Source organism: Mesorhizobium sp. RCAM 06353, from assembly GCF_059683585.1.
The window spans coordinates 5,317,958-5,336,966 of sequence record NZ_CM185031.1 but is presented as its reverse complement, the minus strand read 5'-3'; the positions used below and the strand labels follow the sequence as shown (position 1 = coordinate 5,336,966).

Here is a 19,009-nt window from a genome sequence, read left to right as displayed (position 1 = left end):
ATGGAGTAGAGATGATCGAACTGCCGTTTGCCCGCGACGAATACCAGCAGCGGCTTGCCAAGATCCGCGCCGAGATGGCGAAGCGCGGCCTCGAACTCCTTGTCGTCAACGACGTTGCCAACCAGCACTACATCACCGGCTATGATGGCTGGTCGTTCTACACGCCGCAGGTGGTGCTGGTACCCCTGGAGGAGGTCGAGCCGGTCTGGATCGGGCGCGCCATGGATGCGGCCGGTGGCCTCCTGACGGCCTGGATGAAGCCCGAAAACGTGGTTGGCTTTCCGGAGGATCATGTTCAGCGTGCCGATCGTCACCCCATGGACTGGATCGCCAACTGGATCGTCGCCAAGGGATGGGGAAACCGCCACGTCGGCATCGAGCTCGAAGCCTATTATTTCTCGCCGAAAGCGCATGCCCGGCTGGTCGCCGGACTTCCCAATGCGAAATGGCACGATGCCGATCTGCTGGTGAACTGGATCCGTGCGGTCAAATCGGCGCCCGAGATCGCCTATCTGCGCAAGGCGTCGACCCTGGCCGAAGCCGCCGTCGCACGAGCCTTCGAGGTGATCGCGCCCGGTCTGCGCGAATGCGATGCGATTGCCTCGATCCAGGCGGCGCAGATCGCCGGCAGCCCGGATTTTGCGGGCGACATAACCGCTCTTCCGCCGACAATCCTCGGCGGTGAGAATGCCTCGGCCCCGCATATCATGTGGAGCGACAGGCGGTTCGGAGACAATGAGACGATTGCGCTGGAACTCGCCGGCGTCTGCCGCCGCTATGCCGCTGGATTGGCGAGAACGATGCAACTCGGCAAGACGCCGGCGCGTGTCGCGGACACGGCAAAGGCGGTGATCGAGGGCATGGACGCGGTGCTCGACGCGGTCAGGCCGGGAACGGCTGCCGAAGCCGTTGAAGCTGCATGGCGCAAGGTCATCCAGCGTTACGGGCTGAAGAAGGAGTCGCGCATCGGCTATTCCATCGGCGTCGCCTATCCGCCGGATTGGGGCGAACACACGATCAGCCTCAGGCCGGGTGATAAGACGGTGCTTCAGCCCGGCAACGTCGTTCATTCCATCCTCGGCATGTGGATGGACGGCTGGGGCATCGAGATCAGCGAGACCATCCTGGTCACCGAAACCGGCCATGAGACGCTGACGAAGTTCCCGCGAGAGATCCATGTCAAATCCTGAGGGTTCGGCCATGGCAGGCGGTGTTGCCAGTCTCGGCGCGGTCGATATCGACGCCGGCATTCTCGACCAGATGATCGAGATCCGCCGCCATCTGCACCGCAATCCGGAACTGTCGAACAGCGAAGCGAACACGCAGAATTATCTTAGGCAGATGCTGGCCGGGCAGGGAATCGGCGACATTCGCGATGTCGCGGGCTTTGGTCTTGCGGTCGACATTGTCGGCACCGGCAAGCCGTCGAACCGGAAGATTGCCATTCGCGCCGACATCGATGCCTTGCCCATCGAAGAGGAGTCCGGTGTCGACTACGCATCGACCAATCCCGGCGTGATGCATGCCTGCGGCCACGACGCCCACGCCTCGATGGGTTTCGCGGTTGCCGCGCACCTCCATCGATCAAGGGCTGATTTTGGCGGAACCGTCCGCCTGATCTTCCAGCCGGCCGAGGAGGATTCGCCCTCGGGCGGCAGGCGGGTGGTGGAAGAGGGGCTGCTCGACGATATCGACGCCGCCATCTGCCTTCACGTCGACCCCTATACGCCGTCCGGCAAGATCGCGGTCCGTTCAGGTCCCTATACCCTGGCGTGCGACACGTTCGATGCAATCGTCACCGGCGAGGCGGCGCATGCGGCAAAACCCTATGAGGGCGTCGATGCGATTGCCGTGGCCTGCTCCATGGTCGGGGAATTGCAGAAGATCGTCGCGCGCGAGATCGACCCCTACGATCCCCTGGTCATTTCAGTCACCGGCATCAATGGCGGCAGCGCCTACAATGTGATCGCCGGCAAGGTCGCCTTGAAAGGCACTATTCGCAGCGGCAGCGACGCAACCCGCGAGCGGGCCTGGCGGCGCGTTCGCGAAATCCTGGAGGGCATGGCGGCGAGTCACGGCGCCCGTGTGGATCTCGTCATCCACAAAGGCGAACCGGGTGTCGTCAACGATGGCGAGATGGCCGAACTGATCGCCGCCAGCGGCAAGGCGTGTATCGGCGCCGACAATGTTCTCAACACGCCCGGATGGACCATTGCCGACGATTTTGGCTACTACAGCGAGAAGCGTCCGTCGGTCTATTTCCGGCTCGGAATCCGCAACGAGGCGGTCGGATCCGGTTTTCCGCTTCACCATCCCAGGTTCCGTGTCGATGAGGCAGCCTTGAAGATTGGCGCGGCCACGCTGGTTGCGGCGGCGACCAGATTTCTGTCGACGCAACCGGAAAATGCTGACTGACCCAAGCGGTCCAGGGTCGGCTCGTGCCAGCCATGCACGAGCCGGAAACAGGCCTGTTCAGTATTTGATGACCCGGCGTTCGACCAGCACCACGGCACAGAACAGCACGATCGACAGGCAGGATGACAGCACGATCGCCGCGTAAAGCCGGTCGGACTGGTAATTGAAACTCGCCTGGATGATCAGTGCGCCGAGGCCCTTGTCCGAGCCGATCCATTCGCCGACGATAGCGCCGATCACCGCCGTCGCCGAGGCAATCCGGAGCGAGGAGAACAGCATCGGCAGCGCGCGGGGCAGGCGCAGGCTCCAGAAAATCTCCGAACGTGTCGCCGACAGCACCCGGAACAATTCGTGCTCATTGTCGCTAGCCGAATCCAGGCCGCGGATCATGTTCACCAGCGTCGGGAAGAAGCAGATCACCGCGGCGATGACGATTTTCGGTGTCATGCCAAGCCCGAAGATCAGGATGATGATCGGCGATAGCGCCAGGATCGGAATGGTGTTGAAGAACAGCACGATCGGAAAATAGGTCGCCTGCAGGATGCGGTTGTGCACGAACAGGACCGCCAGCAGCACGGCGGCCAGATTGCCGATGACGAAGCCCGCCAGCGCCTCGATCAGCGTTGGCCTCAAATTGTCCATGAGCAGCGCGAAATTCTTCTGGAAGACGCCCGATATGGCCGTTGGCGTCGGCACGATATAGGCCGGCACGCCAAGCAGGGGCAGCAGATATTGCCAGGCGAGAAGCAGTGACGCGGCGCCAAGAACGGGCAGGGCTATTGCCATTTGCGGCGAGAGCGGCACCTGCCTCATGATGCCTGCTCCAGCGCGGTCCGCAGTTCCGCCATGGCGGCGACGATCGCCGGGTCTTCGCGCGTGCAGCGGTTGCCGTCCTGTTTGAGCGGCCGTAGGTCTAAATCCTTGATCAGCCGCCCTGGATTGGCGGCGAGAACGATGACCCTTTCACCGAGATAGGCGGCTTCGGCAATCGAATGGGTGACGAACAGGATCGTCGTGCCGGTGCGCCGCCACAGGTTGAGAAGCTCGTCGTTGAGCCGGTCGCGGGTGATCTCGTCGAGCGCCCCGAACGGTTCATCCATGAGCAGCAGCTTCGGCTGGCCGAGCAAGGCGCGGGCGATGGCCACACGCTGGCGCTGGCCGCCAGAGAGTTGATGCGGCAGGCGTTCGCCAAAGCCGGCAAGGCCCATCAGTTCCAGCAATTCGTCGCTGCGGTCTTCGATCTTGCGGGTCAGGCTGCCTTGTCCGACGCCAAGCGGCAGGCGGACATTGTCGCGCACCGTGCGCCAGGGCAGCAGGGTCGAATCCTGGAAGACGAAGCCGACATCGCGGCGCGAACGCACCGCATGCGGCGTGTCGCCGAGCACGCTGATCGTGCCGCCGAGCGGGTCGAGAAGGTCAGCGACCACGCGCAGCAAGGTCGACTTGCCGCAGCCGGACGGTCCGAGGATCGACAGGAAGGAGCCGGCCTCGACGCTGAGGTCGAGGCCGGAAAGCACCTTGACGGCCGCTTGGCGGCCGTCATAGCCGACATCCAGCCTGCTGGCTTCGATCGCGTTCGCCATCAGGCGGCGGGCGCATCGAGCTTCGGCCGCTCGGCAGCCGAAAGTTCGAGGATCTTGGTGGTGTAGACGTCGGCCGCCTTGGGCCGGCCGTTGGGGTACTGGCCGACCTTGTCGAGCAGCGCCAGCTGATCTTCGATCGAGGCAGGATCGAACGTGCCCCAGCCGTCCTTGGCCGTCGCGCCGTCGAAGGAGAGTTTCAGCACGAGGTCGACGGTCTTCTCTTCCCAGCCAAGGTCCATTTCGGGATAGGCGGCGACCATCTTCTTCACCGCTTCCTGCGGGTTGGCGTGCACCCAGCCCCAGCCCTTGGCGACCGCGCCGATGAACTTGGCCAGCGTGTCCGGGTCCTTTTCGATCGCCGCGTCGGTGGCGAAATAGACGTCGGCATAGGAATTCAGGCCGAGGTCGCGCACCAGAAGGTCGACGCGGTCGTCGCCGACGACGCTGAGCGCCTGCGTGTTGGTGATCCAGCCACCAATGGCGTCGACATCGCCGCGCACCAGCGGCCCCTTGTCGAAGCCGACATTGATGACGGTGAGGTCGGACGCGCTCATGCCGTTCTTGGCCAGGATCTCGTCCATGACGAAACGTGCCGTCGGCTGGATGCCGATCTTCTTGCGCTTGAGGTCGGCCACGCCCTTGATCGGATTCGAGGCCTTGGAGGTCAGCGCATAGGGGCCGGTGCGGAAGCCGCAGGCGATGATCTTCACCGGCACGCCGCTGGCGCGCGCGGCAAACAGCTGTGGCGTCTCGGAGAATTGGCCAAGCTGTGCCGCGCCCGATATCACCGGCGGCACGGTCGAGGCGTTGGGCCCACCCGGGCTGAATTCGACGTCGAGCCCGGCATCCTTGAAGTAGCCATTGGCGACGGCGGCGATATCGCCGATCTGGCCGTTGGACATCAGCCAGTCATATTGGATGATGACCTTGCCGGCGGCCTTCGCGCCCGGCGTCAGCACCAGCTGCATTCCGCCCGATGCCACGGCAACAGCCGCCAGGCCGGACCTCATGAAGCTGCGGCGATTCATGTCGTAATTCCCATTCATTTTTCGCTCCTGTTGCAAGACTGTCTCGTCTCTTCATCGCGCGCCGTTCCCTTGGCGCGGTGTCGTTTACGGCTGTTCGTCGTGGTAGTCGCCGGGGCCGCCGTCGAGCCAGGCGTAGAGTTCCCAAAGCGTGTCGTCCGGGTCGGTGAAATAGGCGCAGCGCGCGTTCCAGACATAGTTTTCGGGCGGGCCATAGAACGGCACACCTTTCGCCGTCAGCTCGGCATGCAGCCGGTCGATCTCCTGGGGCGTATTGAGCTGGACGGCGACGCAGACCTTGTGGGCATGGCGTGGCGACTTCAGTTTCGAAACGCCAGTATGCTGGCCGATATGGTCAATCTCCCAGGCGGCCAGTGTCACGCCCTCGCCATGGAAGTCGGCGAAACCCTCGGCGCGGCGACGCAGGCGAAAGCCGAGCTTGTCGACATAGAACTCCACGGTCCGCTCGATGTTTTCGACGAGAAGGCAGACATCTGAAATTCGATATGCGGTCCCCAGCGACATGACTATTGGCCTCCGTCGGTACGCCGGGTGCGCAATGGCAGTTTGACGCCGACACGGTCGGCCGCGCCGATGATGTGCGCGCGCATTGCAGCCTCGGCAGCCGCCGGGTCACCAGCGACCAGCGCCTCATAGATGCGCACATGCTCACCGACATTGACTTCGACCAGGTCGTGCAAGGGGTTGGTCTGCCGGGCGTAATAGATCGAGCGCCGGATCTGTTCGCAGACGAAGGAGATGAAGGTGTGGATGTAGCTGTTGCCGGTGGCCCGGGCGATTTCGCGATGAAACAAAAGGTCGGCATCGATGCTGCCGTCCTCCCAGCGCTCCTCGCCGCTCATGCGGTCGAGCGCTGCTTTGATGGCGTCGAGATGCTCCTGGTCGCGCCGCTCGGCAGCGAGTGCTGCCGACTCGGCCTCGAGGATGCAGCGCAGCTCGAACAGCCGCTCCATGTTCTGCCCCTCCTTCAGCGTCTCGCGGTCGATGCGGATCGCCGCGCGCTGCTCCGGCGCCAGCACGAAGGAGCCGATGCCTTGCCGTGCCTCCACCATGCCGTCGGCACGCAATTGCGCGATCGCCTCGCGCACCACGTTGCGGCTGACGCCGAATTTTTCGGAGAGCTGTTGTTCCGTCGGCAACAGGGCGCCCGGGTTGAGATCGCCGGACTCGATCTCGCGGCTGAGGAACGCCGCCACCCGATGCGGCAGCGCCTCGACAGTGCCGATGGCGGCCAGTCGTTGTTTCATAAAAAAGTCTCCGTCGCGGGAAAGAGGCAGCCCGGGTTCATAAGCCCGTTCGGATCGAGAGCGTCTTTCAGCGTGCTGACGAGCCGGCGCTGGACGGGGGGCATTCCAGCCCAATAGACACTCTGACGGGTGCGCCCGATGCCGTGTTCGGCGCTGATCGAGCCACCAAGTGCGTTGACGATGTCGTACAACCCGGTGGTGATTGCGGCGCCCCTGGCGCGGGCGTCGGACTCGGCAAGGTCGAGTGGCGGCAGCACGTTGAAATGGATATTGCCGTCGCCTGCATGACCGTAGGCTTGCGAAATCCAGCCCGGATGCTCCAGCGTGACAAAATCGCGGGCCTGGACGATGAGCGTGGGGATGTCGGAGATGCGCACCGACAGGTCGGTGCGCACGTGGTAGCCGCGCTTGGCCTGACCCTCGACCAGCCCCTCGCGAATGGCCCAGAACGCCCTGGCCTGTGCGCCGCTTTCTGCCAGGACGGCGTCAGTGACGAGTTCTTCTTCCATTGTGCGGGCAAGGAAATCCACCAGCAGGGCGCGCAAATCGATGGCGGCACCCGACGACAATTCGAGCAGCACATGGACAGGGGCCGAGACCGGCGCGACCATGTTCGGGTCGATGAGGCGTGCCCGCTCCATGCATTCCGCGCCGATGATCTCGAAGGCGGATATCAGGTCGGAGCATCCGCGTCGGGCTAGTCTGAACAGAGCTATCGCCGCTTCGAATGAAGGTAGCCCCAGATACGCCGTCTCGATCCTGCCGGGTCGCGGAAAGAGCTTCATTTCGACACCGGTAATGATGCCCAACGTTCCCTCGGCGCCGATGAAAAGCTGCTTCAGATCGTAGCCGCGATTGTCCTTGCGCAGGCCGGAAAAGCCGCTCCACAATTCGCCGTCCGGCAGCACCACTTCCAGCCCGACGATGAGGTCGCGAGCCATGCCGTAGCGCAGCACATTGACGCCGCCTGCATTGCTGGAAGCGTTGCCGCCGATCTGGCAGCTGCCTTGAGCGCCGAGTGCCAGCGGAAACAGGCAGTCCTGGTCCTCTGCCGCATCCTTGATGTGCTGCAGGATGCAGCCGGCATCGGCCTGCAGCATGAAATTGTCGGCGTCGACAGAGCGGATCCTGTTCAGCCGCTCCAGGCTGATGACCACCGCACCGCGTGCCGTGCCGATGTCGATCGCGCCCGCGACAAGCCCGGTGTTACCGCCTTGCGGGATTATCGCCAGCCCAAGCGTGCCGCACAGCCGAACCGCGGCCTGGACCTCGGCGACAGATGCCGGTTTCAGCACGGCAAGGGCGCCGCCATGATGATCGCCGGACCAGTCCACGAGGTATTTCGCCATGTTGGCCGCATCGGCGGCCACACCGCCTTGCCCCAGGAGATGCTCCAGGGCGGCAAGGAAGTCAGGCGAAATGCCGTGAATGGTCATTATCGGATTGGCGCTGGTGTTGTGGCGTATGGTTATACATATCATCCTACAACTTAGATCCTGTCAACTCGAACAGGTCGATCTGCCGTGGACAGAGTAGCAGTGCGAGCATAGCTGGTTGATTTTCTACCCCTTCTCACTCAGAAGAGTGCATTGGAGGGGAGGTAATAGTGTCAAAACTTACAAGTTTTTGGAGCGTCACGGTCTCAAGCGAAAGCGCCAGCCGTCAGCTGTTATGTTTCCAGAACGGCGTATGACACAGATATTGCATGAGCGCTGCGTTATCGAGGGTGCTGAGTTTGTGACGCCGCACATAGAAAATGCGTTACTTTTCAACGACCAGCAGCAAATACGAACTTATGCGATTGAGAAGGCCGCGAAGTCCGGTTTTCTACTGGAATTTGGCGTCTTTGACGGGACAAGCATCAACCATTTTGCCGACAGACTTTCATCAGGCGGCGACACGCGGCCGATCTTTGGATTCGATGCTTTTCTAGGTCTTCAGGAAAACTGGGCTGGAACTGACTTCCAAGCCAAGGGCCAGCAGTTCAACAGAAACGGCATTGTGCCGACGGTTCGGCAAAATGTGAGCCTGACAAAGGGCTGGATTGAAGATACGCTTCCAGCGTTTCTTGAGCAGCACCAAGGTCCAATTGCCTTCATTCATATTGACACGGACACCTACACGCCCTGCAAAGCCATTCTCACACTCTGCAAGGACAGGCTCGTCAGTGGCAGCGTCGTCCTGTTTGACGAACTGCTCTGTTACCCAGGATGGCGATTTGGAGAGTGCAAGGCGCTGAACGAGGTGTTGAAGCCAGAGCAATACACTTGGGCGGCCTTCGAAGAACAGCGGGCCGCGCTTGTCATCAACTGATGATAAGGGTTTAACTTTCAGGACTCGCGCGCCTCAGAGATACTGGGCGACCTTCTTGCCGACGGTGAGGAACCGCAAGGGATCGATAGCTTCGCCATTGTGGCGCACTTCATAATGCAGATGCGGGCCGGTCGAGCGGCCGCTGCTGCCGGTCTTGCCGATGACGGCGCCGGCGTCCAGCTTCTCGCCTACGGTCACGTCGATTTCGCTGAGATGCCCGTAACGGGTCGCAAAGCCGTTGCCGTGATCGACCTCCACCATACGGCCATAGCCGCCATTCCAGCCAGCCTTGGTGACGATGCCGGGCGCCGTGACTTTTGCGTCCATGCCGATGGGCGCCCTGAAGTCCATGCCCGAATGGAGTGCGGCGGTGCCGAGGATGGGATCGGTGCGCACGCCGAACGGGCTGGTGACGGAGTGGCCGGGGGCAGGGTTGGCTAGCGGCAGCTGACGGGCTTCCTTCTTGAGATGGTCGAGTGTATCCAGCGCCTCGTCCAGTTCCTTGACCTTGCTGTCGAACATCATCGAACTGTCGAGCGGGATCAGCGGTCCGCCGACATCGCTCTCGTTCTTGCCGAAATCGCTGTCGACCGGCAGGCCCGCCGCCTGGAGCGCCTGGGTGATCGCGTCGGCGCTCTTATAGGCATTGTCCGCGAGCGTGCTGATGCGGGTGAGCTGTTCGTTCTCGATGGATTTCAGCGACTGGTTGATCGAGACGAACAGCCTGTCGGCACGATCGGCGGCGGAAGCGCTGGGCAGCGGATCGGTGCGGGTCGACCACAAGGAGAACGGCCTGGTGTCGGCGGCGCCGAGGTCGGCGCTCAGGCTGGCCACTGCGTAGTTCTGCGCCGGCTGGCTGATGCTGCCGGTCACCTCGGCGTGCTTGTCAGGTTTGGCAGCCGCTGCCGGATCCTCAAGGGGCACCGTTCCGACGTCATTCTCGGCGCGTTCGAGCAGCGGGCCGAGACGGCCGTGCCGCTGGCTGAGCTGTGTCTGGCGTTCAAGCAGTTCGCTGACCTTGGTTTCCATCAATTGCTGGTCGAGCAACTGGCGGCTGGTGATGCGGTCGACCTGGGCGCGAAGTGCTGAAATGCGGTCTTCGTAGGCCTGCTGCATGCGCGCCTGGCGCGCGGTGGTGGCGCCGATCAGGTCGTCGCGCAAAACGAGATAGGACGTGGCCATGAGGTAACCGATGGCAATGGCGGCGAGTGCTGAACCGATGAATGCCGCGAGCCAGGGCCGGATCGTAAAGTGCCTGATCTCGTTGCCGCGAGCGATGATGACCGTGTGGGGTTCCTTGCGCCTGCCGAAGACTGCGGACTGACCGGTTGCGTTCACGGGACCAAGCTTTCGTTTACGACACCACGACTGCCTGATTACACATTATTAGGGTTAACAAAGGCTTTCTGGGCCGATTGCGCGGCGCGGAATGCACGCGGCGCGGGCAAAGGGTTGCATGAAAACCGCCAAGGGAGCGGCCTTCATGCCGCTAAGCCATTGGCAATGAGCAACAATTTGCCGCCAGCAGAACGGCTTGTCGCTCGCGGATCAAGGTCCAGAGTTCCTTAACTGTCTTCGATTGCATTTACTTGACTGTTTTCGATTAAAAGCGTGATGGGGTTTGGGGTTCTATTGAAGATGGCAATCCAAGGGATGCTGAGCGATCTGGTTGGCAAGATGCTCGACAAGTTGTCGGGCACCAGTCTGCTGGCGACCGGGCTCTTGCTGCTGACGGCCCTTGTCAGCGCGCTCGTGGCCTATTGGCGCACGGTCGAGGAGAAGAGCTGGAAGGAGTTCTTCGAGTTCGTTATCCCGCATGAGGTCATCACCCATCCCTCGGCGAAGGCCGACCTGATGTTCTGGGTGACGAAGAAGGCGCTGATGCCCTTCCTGATGCTGCCCGCTGGAATTGTCTTCGTCTCGGCGGTGGGCTACGGCACCAACTGGCTGTTTTCGACACTGTTCCAGTTCCAGCCGCCTCTGATCGAGGGACCGGCCGGGCCGGTGACGGTGCTGGCCTTCACCGTCACCATGCTGCTCGCCTACGACATTTCCTATTATCTCTATCACGTGGCCCAGCATCGCTATCCGGTGCTCTGGGAACTGCATAAGGTGCATCACTCGGCCGAGGTGATGGTCGGGATCACTAAGGACCGGGTCCACCCGCTCGACGAGCTGATGAATCGAGCCTGGGACGGCTTCGTCGTCGGCGTCTGCTTCGGCATCTGGTCGCTGATTTCGCTGAACCTTGTCGAACTGACCGTCTTTGGCGTCAACGTCTATGTCATGCGCAACATCCTGATGATGGATTTCGTCAGGCACACGCATTTCAAGATCTCGTTCGGCCCGCTCAACAATTTGATCCTGTGTCCTCATTGGCATCAGCTGCATCACAGCACCGATCCACGCCACTACGACAAGAATTTCGGGCTGCTGTTCTCATTCTGGGACCGGCTCTTCGGAACATTGTGTGTGCCGAAGCCCGACGAGGACTTCAAGTTCGGGCTGGTCGACCGCGACGTGCGCGACTACCAGTCGCTGGCCGGCCTCTATGTCATGCCGCTGAAGCGGATGTGGGGGCATATTGCCAGGCGCATCAGGCCTGGAAAGCCACGGACTTCGCGATCATCGGAAGGGACACTGCCATGAACGCTCCCTTCGTGCTCGCCATCCCGCGCACACGCACCTTCGAAGTCGTGACATCGGCGGCGCGCCTTGCCGAGATCGCACCGGCCTGGAGCGCGCTCTGGCAGCGGGCCGGCGGGCTTGTCTTCCAGCACCCCGACTGGATCGCGGCCTGGTGGCGCACCACTCCGCATCAGGAGCGGCGCACGCTCAGGATCGGGCTTGCCTGGAGCGGCGACCGGCTCGATGGCGTGATAGCGCTCGCTACCTTCAAGCGCTCCGGCATCCGCATACTCGAATGGGCGGCGAAGGATCACAGCGACTATGGCGATGCGCTGGTTGCACCCGACAGCGATCCACAGGCGATCTCCCGCCTCTGGCAGCACATTTTTGATCAGGGCGGCTTCGACCTCATCTATCTCAACCGTCTGCTGCCGGATGCCGGTGTTCATGCTCTTCTGGACCCGGCCCCGCGCCATGGCACGGCGCTTCGGCCCAACCACCGCAGTGAAATCAGCTACCGTGTCGCAGGCCCCTGGCGCAGTGGGGCGGAATGGTTCGAGACGCTGTCCAAGAAAGCCCGGCAGAACTACCGTCGCGGCCGCAAGCTCATGGAAGAAGGCGGTACGTTGCGCTTCCGCCTGCTGGATGCGGACGAACCGCGCGAGCCGGTGCTCGCACGGGTCGCGGCGCTAAAGCGCCTCTGGCTCGTCAGGCATGGCCGCGTTTCGGACCTGTTCGACAAGGACTCGCCTGTTCTCACAGCGCTTATTTCGGTGCTGGCCGAGCTCGGGCTGTTGCGTATCTTCGTGCTGGAACTTGACGACACGATCGTCGCCGTCTCGATCAATTTCGAGCAGCACGGCACGATGATGGCTTTCATTACCACCTATGATCCCGAACACGAGCGCGCCTCGCCGGGCATGGTGCTGATGATGGATTATATCCAGTGGTCGCTCGACCGTGGCCTTGCCAAAGTTGATTTTCTCTGCGGCGGCGAGGATTTCAAGCGGCGCTTCGCCACCCAATCCGTCACGCTGTCGTCGAAGATCGGCGCGCGTGGCCTGCGCGGTCATCTCGCCGCGCTAGCCGATCGTGTGAGCCATGTTGCGAAATCCTGGCGAGCGCAGCGGCAGCCGAAGCCAGAGACACCCGACGAGTAAGGACGGCTCGTGTGGGCCGTCGCGACGCTCAAAGCGCGCGAACGGCCTCCAGCACCTCTTCCGCGTGGCCCTTGACCCGGACCTTGCGCCAGATCCTGGCGATCCGCCCGTCACGGCCGATCAGGAAAGTCGCCCGCTCGACGCCCATGTATTTGCGGCCATACATCGATTTTTCGACCCACAGATGGTAGGCCTCGATCACCTTGCGCTCCTCGTCGGCGGCGAGGTCGATGGTGAGGCTGTATTTCGATTTGAACTTGTCGTGCTTCTTGACGTTGTCGGGTGACAGACCGATCACGACGGCGCCGGCCTTCTCGAATTCGGGTTTCAGCTGTGAAAAGCTGATTGCCTCTTGCGTACAGCTCGTCGTGTCGTCCTGCGGATAGAAATAGAGGACGACGGGTTTGCCGGACGAGGACGAAAGACTTAGAGACCCGCCGCCATCCCGCGGCAGGTCGAATTGCGGCGCAAGGTCGCCCACGTCGAGGTCAGCCATATCGATGCCCTTGTTTGAGGTTACGCGCGAAGCCACACCGATATAGTGTCGACCGGGGATTCGTCCACGAGCGAATTTGTACAACGGAAGAATGCGTGGATCAGGAGCAACCGCAGCACGAGAAGATCAGGTTCAGGCGTGACGAGATCACCGACCTGGGGACCTTGCCGTCCGCGTGCCGCGTTCCACCGCTCGGTCAGGCGTCGATCGGCCGCGGCTTCCGCATCGTTTCGCGCGTATTTGCCGGCATGGTCGCGCTCGTCCTGCTGGCCGCGGTCGTTGTCTATCTGGTCGGGGCGTCCGGCATCGGCTCCGAGCGGCTTCGGGCGGAAGCGGAAACCGCCATCGAGAAACTCGCCGGCGTCGATGTCCATGTCGCGGTCGGGCCGGCGCGCATCACGCTCGACAGTTCGAGCTTCGTCGCGCTTCAGGTGAGCGACGTCAGCCTGAAGACATCGGATGACAAGCCGATGGCGGATGCCGGCCGCGTGCGCTTCGGCATGCGCCTGATACCGCTGCTTTGGGGAGAGGTGCGGCTGACCAGCGCCAGGATCTCGGATGCCCATATCGTTGTGGCGGCGATGCCGTCCGGTGGCGACTGGACAGCACAATTGCGCAATGAGGACGGCCTCGTCGATCCGGAGAAACTGTCCGACGCCGTGTTCGGCAACATCCATCGCGCGCTGGACGCCGTGCGGGAAGATTCGCTGCGCCGGATCGAACTCAGCAATGTCGAATTCGTGCTGCCCGACACCGGAGCGATCAAACGGGTCAAGATCGCCGACGCCACCGTCGTACAGTCGGGGCCAGGCGGCGTGGAGTTTTCCTCCGAGGCGGATGTCGACGGCAGAAAGGTCACCGTTGCCGCTTCCGCCACCCGCGATATCGTGGCGCACCGGGTGACGGCGCTGAATGCAAGCATCAATCTGGTGGCTGCCGATGAAACCGCTGCCAGCGCAGGCAAGCTGGGTACGGTGGCTTTGAAACTGACAGGATCGGAAGGAGCCGGCGCCACCGCATCAAGGCTGACGGCCGCCCTGTCGTCGACGGGTTCCGTGCTCGATCTTGGCACGCGCGGTTTGCTGCCGGCCGACGTCGATGTCGATGTCACGCTTGTCGATGGCAGCAACAAAATCCAGGTCGACAAGTTGCTGCTGAAAACCGGCCGGTCTTCTTTCAATTTCGGCGGCTCGATAGGGCCAAAGCCCGCGACCGGGGCGGCGGGCGAGGAACCCTCCTATCGTTACGACCTGACCAGTGACGGTTCGACCCTGGCGCCATCGGAGTCGCCTGAGCCGGCGCTGACGTTCCTCGCGCGCATCGCCGGTGTCTATCAAATCAAGAGCCAAAAGTTGGTGGTCGAGCAGATCGCGGTTCGGTCAGACGCTCCCGGCGAGGTGCTCGGCACCGCGGCCGTCACGTTCGTTGACGGCAAAGCTCCCGGCATCAGCCTGGCACTCAACGTCCATGATATGCCGGTCTCGCACGTCAAGCAGCTGTGGCCGTGGTTTTCGGCGCGCAATGCGCGGCTCTGGGTGCTGAACAACCTGTTTGGCGGCCGCGTCGTCGATGGCAATCTTCAGTTCCAGGTTGTGCCGGATCGCCTCGGCAACGGCGTGCCGCTTGCTGCCGACGAGGTGTTCGGCCGCTTCCAGATCGAAGGGTCGCGTTTTGACACCGCCGGCCGCATTCCGCCGATACGCGACGCGGTCGGCGTCGTCGCCTTCCACGGCAATGACGTCGATGTTTCGCTCTCCTCGGGCACTGTCTTCATGCCCAGCGGCCGCACCGTGGCGGCCAGCAACGGAACGCTGACGGTCAAGGCGGCGAACAGCCCGCCGGTCATCGGCGCACTCGACATCGACGTCGAGGGAGAGGCGCCGGCTGTCGCGGAACTCGCCTCCTACGAACCGATCAATGCCATGCGCCATGTCGGCTTCCTGCCGGAGGATCTGTCCGGCAACGTTACCGGTCATGTCCGGGCTGACATTCCGTTGCAATCCGGCGTCGACACCTCGAAACTCGACTGGCTGGTGTCGCTCGACTACACCGGCCTGTCGCTGGCCAAGCCATTCGATGGACAGACCGTGACCGATGCCGACGGCTCGATCACGGTCGATCCCGAAAAGGCAGTGATCTCCGCCAAGGCATCGCTGAACGGCATTCCTGCCGAACTCGCTCTTGTCGAGCCGCTGGCCGATGATGGGCCGCCGCGCAGCCGCAAGGTGGCGCTGGTGCTCGACGACAAGATCCGTGCCGCAGCCATGCCCGGCCTGACGCCGCTGCTGGGCGGAACGGTAAAGGTCGCGATCGACAAGAGCGGCAGCGGCAATCAGAACGTCTCGGCCGACCTGACCAACGCCGGGCTGGACATCCCCTGGGCCGGCTGGAGCAAGGGGGCAGGGGTTCCAGCCAACGTCACCTTCGTCATGACCAAGGCCGGCGACACCACGACGCTGTCCGATTTCAACCTCGACGGCAAGACATTCTCCATCGACGGCACTATCGTACTGGTCAACGGCGCTCTGTCGTCGGCGAAGTTCAGCAAGGTCACCTTGAACCGGGGTGACGATGTTGCGATTTCGGTGAAGCGGTCGGGCAAGGGCTATGCGGTCGACATCACTGGCAACGCGCTCGACGCCCGCTCGCTCATCAAGCAGTTCACGTCCGATGTGGACACCGCAACCAAGACGACCGGAACAGACAACATTTCCGTCAGCGCCGATGTCGAGCAGCTCACCGGCTTCCACGACGAGCAACTGTCCAACCTGAAGCTCGATTACAGCGCTGCCGGTTCCAGGGTGAACGGACTGAAGGTCAGCGCCACGGCAAGTTCGGGCGCGGCCATCACCGTCAGCAACACCACCGGCGGTGGCCAGCGCTCACTTAACGTGCAGTCCGCGGACGCCGGCGCCATATTGAGGTTCCTGAACGTCTACGAACACATGGAAGGCGGCGCGATCACGCTGGCCCTGTCGGGAACCAGCGACGGGCCGATGAAGGGCAAGGTCGACACCAGCAATTTCTTCATCGTCAACGAACCGAAACTCGCCTCCATCGTCTCGACCACGCCGGCCGGCGACAACCGCAGCCTCAACCAGGCGGTCAAGGGCAATCTCGACACGTCGCGGGTGAAGTTCGAGCGCGGTTATGCCGAGATCGAGAAAGGCAGCGGCTATCTCAAGCTGACCAATGGCGTGCTGCGCGGTCCGCGCATCGGCACGACGTTCCAGGGCATTCTCTACGACCAGAACAACAATATGGACATGACCGGCACCTTCATGCCGGTCTATGGCCTCAACCGCATCTTCGGCGAACTGCCCATCGTCGGCGCCCTTCTGGGCAACGGCCGCGACCGCGGCCTGATCGGCGTCACCTACCGGCTGAGGGGCAATGCCAACAAGCCGGTGCTCGACGTTAACCCGCTGTCGGTGATCGCACCGGGCATATTCAGGTCGATCTTCGAATACCGGTGAGCGGCCTCAGGCTGGCCGCACCAGAACGTGCTTTTTCTTGCCTAATGAAAGCTTTACCACGTTTTCCGGACTCAAATCCTGAAGCGTGACCATGCGGCGGTCGTCGCTGACCGACTGGTCGTTGATGCGGACCGCACCGCCCTGGATGTGCCGCCGCGCCTCGCCATTGGACGACGCCAACCCAGCCGTGACCAGCAGCGACAGGATGCCGACGCCGGCCTCCAACGCGGCCTTGTCGGCCTCGACGGTAGGCAATGTCTCGGCGAGCGCGCCTTCCTCGAAGGTTTTGCGCGCGGTTTCCTCGGCCTGGCTTGCCGCGTCGCGACCGTGGACGATCGCCGTCGTCTCCGTGGCCAGGATCTTCTTGGCTTCGTTGATCTCGGAGCCGCCGAGTGCGGCCAGCCGCGCGATCTCATCGAGGGGCAGGCGGGTGAATATCTTCAGGAAGCGCTCGACATCGGCGTCCTCGGTGTTGCGCCAGTACTGCCAGAAATCATAGGGCGAGAAGAGGTCGCCGTTGAGCCAGACAGCACCTTTTGCCGATTTGCCCATCTTGGCGCCCGACGATGTCGTGAGCAGCGGCGTGGTCAGGGCGTAAAGCTGCGGCGTGCCCATGCGATGGCCGAGATCGACGCCATTGATGATGTTGCCCCACTGGTCCGATCCGCCCATCTGCAAACGGCAGTTCTGGCGCCGGGCGAGTTCGACGAAATCGTAGCCCTGCAGGATCATGTAGTTGAATTCGAGGAACGACAGCGACTGCTCGCGGTCGAGCCGCAGTTTGACGCTGTCGAAGGTCAGCATGCGGTTGACCGAAAAATGCCGGCCGACATCACGCAGGAACTCGACATAGTTGAGCTTCATCAGCCAGTCGGCATTGTTGACCATGATGGCGTCGCTCGGGCCGTCGCCGAAACGCAGGATGCGGCCGAAGATGCGCTTGATGCCTTCGATGTTGGTGGCGATCGCCTCAGGCGTCAAAAGGCTGCGCTGGTCGTCGCGGAAAGACGGGTCGCCGATCATCGACGTGCCGCCGCCCATCAAGGCGATCGGCCGGTGTCCGGTCTCCTGCAGCCAGTATAGCATGGTCGCCGAGATCAAATTGCCGATATGCAGGCTGGTCGCGGTGGCGTCGTAGCCGACATAGGCGGTGACCGTTTCCTTGGCGAAAAGCTGGTCGAGGCCGGTCTCATCCGAAATCTGGTGGATGAAGCCGCGCTCGCTCATCGTGCGCAGGAAATCGGATTTGAAGGCAGGCATATTTTGTTTCCCGAAAGCGTCCGCCCGGTCCTGCCGGGCATGTGTGAACGGGCGCGTTTAGCATCCAAGCGCCGTGAGCAAAAGTAGATTCCGGTTTTGCGAGAGATCGCCGATGCGCCAAGGATCACAAGATGCCTGACGATCACCCGTTGTTGAAACGGTGCGACGAGCCGTCCGGGACGAATGCTTGCTTCATCGTTTCGGCTGGCGTAATGAGGCGCCGCGCCAAAGGTTCTTGCAGCCCACGACCTCGAGCGGCACCGCACGGCATCCATTAATGCCATATCCGACGACAGAGCCCCGACGCGACATGCCGGACGCATTGATATCCATCGTCATTCCTTGCAGGAACGAGGCGGCAAACCTGCCGCTGCTGATCGACGAGATCGAGGCGGCGATGGCCGGGCGCGACTTCGAACTGATCATCGTCAATGACGGCTCGACCGACGAGACCGCTGCCGTGCTGGCCGAACAGGCGGCACTTCGCCCGTTCCCGGTGCGGGAATTGCGGCACCAGAAGTCAGCCGGCCAAAGCCTCTCCGTGCGTTCGGGCGCATGGGCTGCGCGCGGCGGCATCGTCGCCACGATCGACGGTGATGGCCAGAATGATCCGCAATACATTCCGGTCCTGGTCGATGCCTTGCGGCAGGCCGGCCCCGATTTCGGCGCAGCCCAGGGGCAGCGCCTCAAGCGCCGCGACAGCAAGGTCAAGCAGCTCGCGTCGCGTTTCGCCAATTGGCTCAGAAACGCCATCCTGCATGACGAGACGCGCGACACAGGCTGTGGGCTGAAGGCGGTCCATACGGATATCCTGCGCAAACTGCCGTTTTTCGATGGCACCCACCGCTTCGTTCCGGCCCTGGTCATCCAGGAAGGATATCGCGTCGTGCATTGCGACGTCGTCGATCGCTCGCGCCGCCACGGCAAGTCGAATTACGGCATTTTCGACCGCGGCCTGCAGGGCGCGCTCGATCTCGGCGGTGTCTGGTGGCTGCGCCGCAGGCGCCGCAGAATGCCAAAAGTAGAGGAAATCAAGCGTGGTTAACGTGCTTCAGGAATTGGGAACCTGGCTTCACCAGGTTTTTGTCAAGCAATTCGACGCTTGGATCCTGCTGGGGTTCATCGCCCAATTCTTCTTCACCATGCGTTTCGTCGTGCAGTGGCTGGCATCTGAAAAGGCCAAGCGCAGCGTCGTGCCCGTCGCCTTCTGGTTCTTTTCCCTGTTCGGCGGCGGCCTGCTGCTGATCTATGCCATCGTGCGTCAGGACCCGGTGTTCATCGCCGGCCAGGCCATGGGCATGTTCATCTATGTCAGAAATCTCTGGCTGATCGCCAATGAGCGCAAGGCGGCGGCGATGACCAAGGTCGATTGAGCGGCCGTCAAG

At 62.4% G+C, this 19,009-nt stretch carries 17 protein-coding genes; 8 read left to right on the top strand and 9 right to left on the bottom strand.

Annotated features, from left to right (window positions below):
* Nucleotides 1-11 precede the first annotated feature (11 nt).
* Complete coding sequence (locus AC56QX_RS25920; RefSeq protein ID WP_497111331.1) at nucleotides 12-1,190, top strand: M24 family metallopeptidase; 1,179 nt, start codon at nucleotides 12-14, stop codon at nucleotides 1,188-1,190.
* Nucleotides 1,177-2,415 carry a M20 metallopeptidase family protein gene (locus AC56QX_RS25915; protein WP_497111330.1) on the top strand — a complete coding sequence of 413 codons (1,239 nt, stop codon included), beginning with the start codon at nucleotides 1,177-1,179 and terminating at the stop codon, nucleotides 2,413-2,415. The genes AC56QX_RS25920 and AC56QX_RS25915 overlap by 14 nt, the downstream gene beginning before the upstream one ends.
* A 57-nt stretch (nucleotides 2,416-2,472) precedes the next feature.
* Here AC56QX_RS25915 and AC56QX_RS25910 read toward each other — a convergent pair whose 3' ends face one another.
* The 6 genes from AC56QX_RS25910 to AC56QX_RS25885 all read right to left on the bottom strand — a co-directional run bounded on the left by AC56QX_RS25910 (nucleotide 2,473) and on the right by AC56QX_RS25885 (nucleotide 7,772).
* Nucleotides 2,473-3,228, bottom strand: coding sequence for an ABC transporter permease (locus tag AC56QX_RS25910; RefSeq protein WP_497111328.1), 756 nt, complete (start codon nucleotides 3,226-3,228; stop codon nucleotides 2,473-2,475).
* Nucleotides 3,225-3,998, bottom strand: coding sequence for an ABC transporter ATP-binding protein (locus AC56QX_RS25905; RefSeq protein ID WP_497111327.1), 774 nt, complete (start codon nucleotides 3,996-3,998; stop codon nucleotides 3,225-3,227). The genes AC56QX_RS25910 and AC56QX_RS25905 overlap by 4 nt, the downstream gene beginning before the upstream one ends.
* Nucleotides 3,998-5,026 carry an ABC transporter substrate-binding protein gene (locus AC56QX_RS25900; protein ID WP_497117896.1) on the bottom strand — a complete coding sequence of 343 codons (1,029 nt, stop codon included), beginning with the start codon at nucleotides 5,024-5,026 and terminating at the stop codon, nucleotides 3,998-4,000. Before AC56QX_RS25900 ends, AC56QX_RS25905 begins: the two co-directional genes overlap by 1 nt.
* 84 nt (nucleotides 5,027-5,110) lie before the next feature.
* Nucleotides 5,111-5,548, bottom strand: coding sequence for a VOC family protein (locus AC56QX_RS25895; protein WP_497111326.1), 438 nt, complete (start codon nucleotides 5,546-5,548; stop codon nucleotides 5,111-5,113).
* A gap of 2 nt (nucleotides 5,549-5,550) precedes the next feature.
* The gene (locus AC56QX_RS25890; RefSeq protein ID WP_497111325.1) at nucleotides 5,551-6,291 is read right to left on the bottom strand and encodes a FadR/GntR family transcriptional regulator; all 741 of its coding nucleotides are present in this window, start codon (nucleotides 6,289-6,291) and stop codon (nucleotides 5,551-5,553) included.
* Entirely contained in the window at nucleotides 6,288-7,772 is a 1,485-nt protein-coding gene (locus AC56QX_RS25885; protein WP_497111324.1) for an FAD-binding oxidoreductase, read from the bottom strand. The genes AC56QX_RS25890 and AC56QX_RS25885 overlap by 4 nt, the downstream gene beginning before the upstream one ends.
* 208 nt (nucleotides 7,773-7,980) lie before the next feature.
* Here AC56QX_RS25885 and AC56QX_RS25880 point away from each other — a divergent pair, with 208 nt between their 5' ends.
* Entirely contained in the window at nucleotides 7,981-8,604 is a 624-nt protein-coding gene (locus tag AC56QX_RS25880) for a class I SAM-dependent methyltransferase (protein WP_497111323.1), read from the top strand.
* A gap of 33 nt (nucleotides 8,605-8,637) precedes the next feature.
* Here AC56QX_RS25880 and AC56QX_RS25875 read toward each other — a convergent pair whose 3' ends face one another.
* Complete coding sequence (locus AC56QX_RS25875) at nucleotides 8,638-9,942, bottom strand: M23 family metallopeptidase (RefSeq protein WP_497111322.1); 1,305 nt, start codon at nucleotides 9,940-9,942, stop codon at nucleotides 8,638-8,640.
* A gap of 315 nt (nucleotides 9,943-10,257) precedes the next feature.
* On the opposite strand from AC56QX_RS25875, the gene AC56QX_RS25870 reads away from it, so the two are divergent.
* Both AC56QX_RS25870 and AC56QX_RS25865 read left to right on the top strand, forming a co-directional pair.
* The gene (locus AC56QX_RS25870) at nucleotides 10,258-11,253 is read left to right on the top strand and encodes a sterol desaturase family protein (RefSeq protein WP_497117894.1); all 996 of its coding nucleotides are present in this window, start codon (nucleotides 10,258-10,260) and stop codon (nucleotides 11,251-11,253) included.
* Complete coding sequence (locus AC56QX_RS25865) at nucleotides 11,250-12,392, top strand: GNAT family N-acetyltransferase (RefSeq protein ID WP_497111321.1); 1,143 nt, start codon at nucleotides 11,250-11,252, stop codon at nucleotides 12,390-12,392. Before AC56QX_RS25870 ends, AC56QX_RS25865 begins: the two co-directional genes overlap by 4 nt.
* Nucleotides 12,393-12,420: 28 nt before the next feature.
* Here AC56QX_RS25865 and AC56QX_RS25860 read toward each other — a convergent pair whose 3' ends face one another.
* Nucleotides 12,421-12,888 carry a peroxiredoxin gene (locus tag AC56QX_RS25860; protein ID WP_172229501.1) on the bottom strand — a complete coding sequence of 156 codons (468 nt, stop codon included), beginning with the start codon at nucleotides 12,886-12,888 and terminating at the stop codon, nucleotides 12,421-12,423.
* A 95-nt stretch (nucleotides 12,889-12,983) separates the two neighbouring features.
* Between AC56QX_RS25860 and AC56QX_RS25855 the strand changes: the two genes are divergently transcribed.
* Nucleotides 12,984-16,364: a hypothetical protein gene (locus AC56QX_RS25855; RefSeq protein WP_497111320.1), complete on the top strand. Its 3,381-nt coding sequence runs from the start codon at nucleotides 12,984-12,986 to the stop codon at nucleotides 16,362-16,364.
* 6 nt (nucleotides 16,365-16,370) lie between these two features.
* Here the strand turns inward: AC56QX_RS25855 and tyrS are convergent, their stop codons facing one another.
* Nucleotides 16,371-17,624: a tyrosine--tRNA ligase gene (gene tyrS / locus AC56QX_RS25850; protein WP_497111319.1), complete on the bottom strand. Its 1,254-nt coding sequence runs from the start codon at nucleotides 17,622-17,624 to the stop codon at nucleotides 16,371-16,373.
* Between the two features lie 310 nt (nucleotides 17,625-17,934).
* Here tyrS and AC56QX_RS25845 point away from each other — a divergent pair, with 310 nt between their 5' ends.
* Together AC56QX_RS25845 and AC56QX_RS25840 are read left to right on the top strand one after the other, a co-directional pair.
* On the top strand, nucleotides 17,935-18,669 hold the full coding sequence (locus tag AC56QX_RS25845; protein ID WP_497111318.1) for a glycosyltransferase family 2 protein: 735 nt from the start codon (nucleotides 17,935-17,937) through the stop codon (nucleotides 18,667-18,669).
* Entirely contained in the window at nucleotides 18,662-18,997 is a 336-nt protein-coding gene (locus AC56QX_RS25840) for a lipid-A-disaccharide synthase N-terminal domain-containing protein (RefSeq protein ID WP_027028626.1), read from the top strand. Before AC56QX_RS25845 ends, AC56QX_RS25840 begins: the two co-directional genes overlap by 8 nt.
* Nucleotides 18,998-19,009 lie beyond the last annotated feature (12 nt).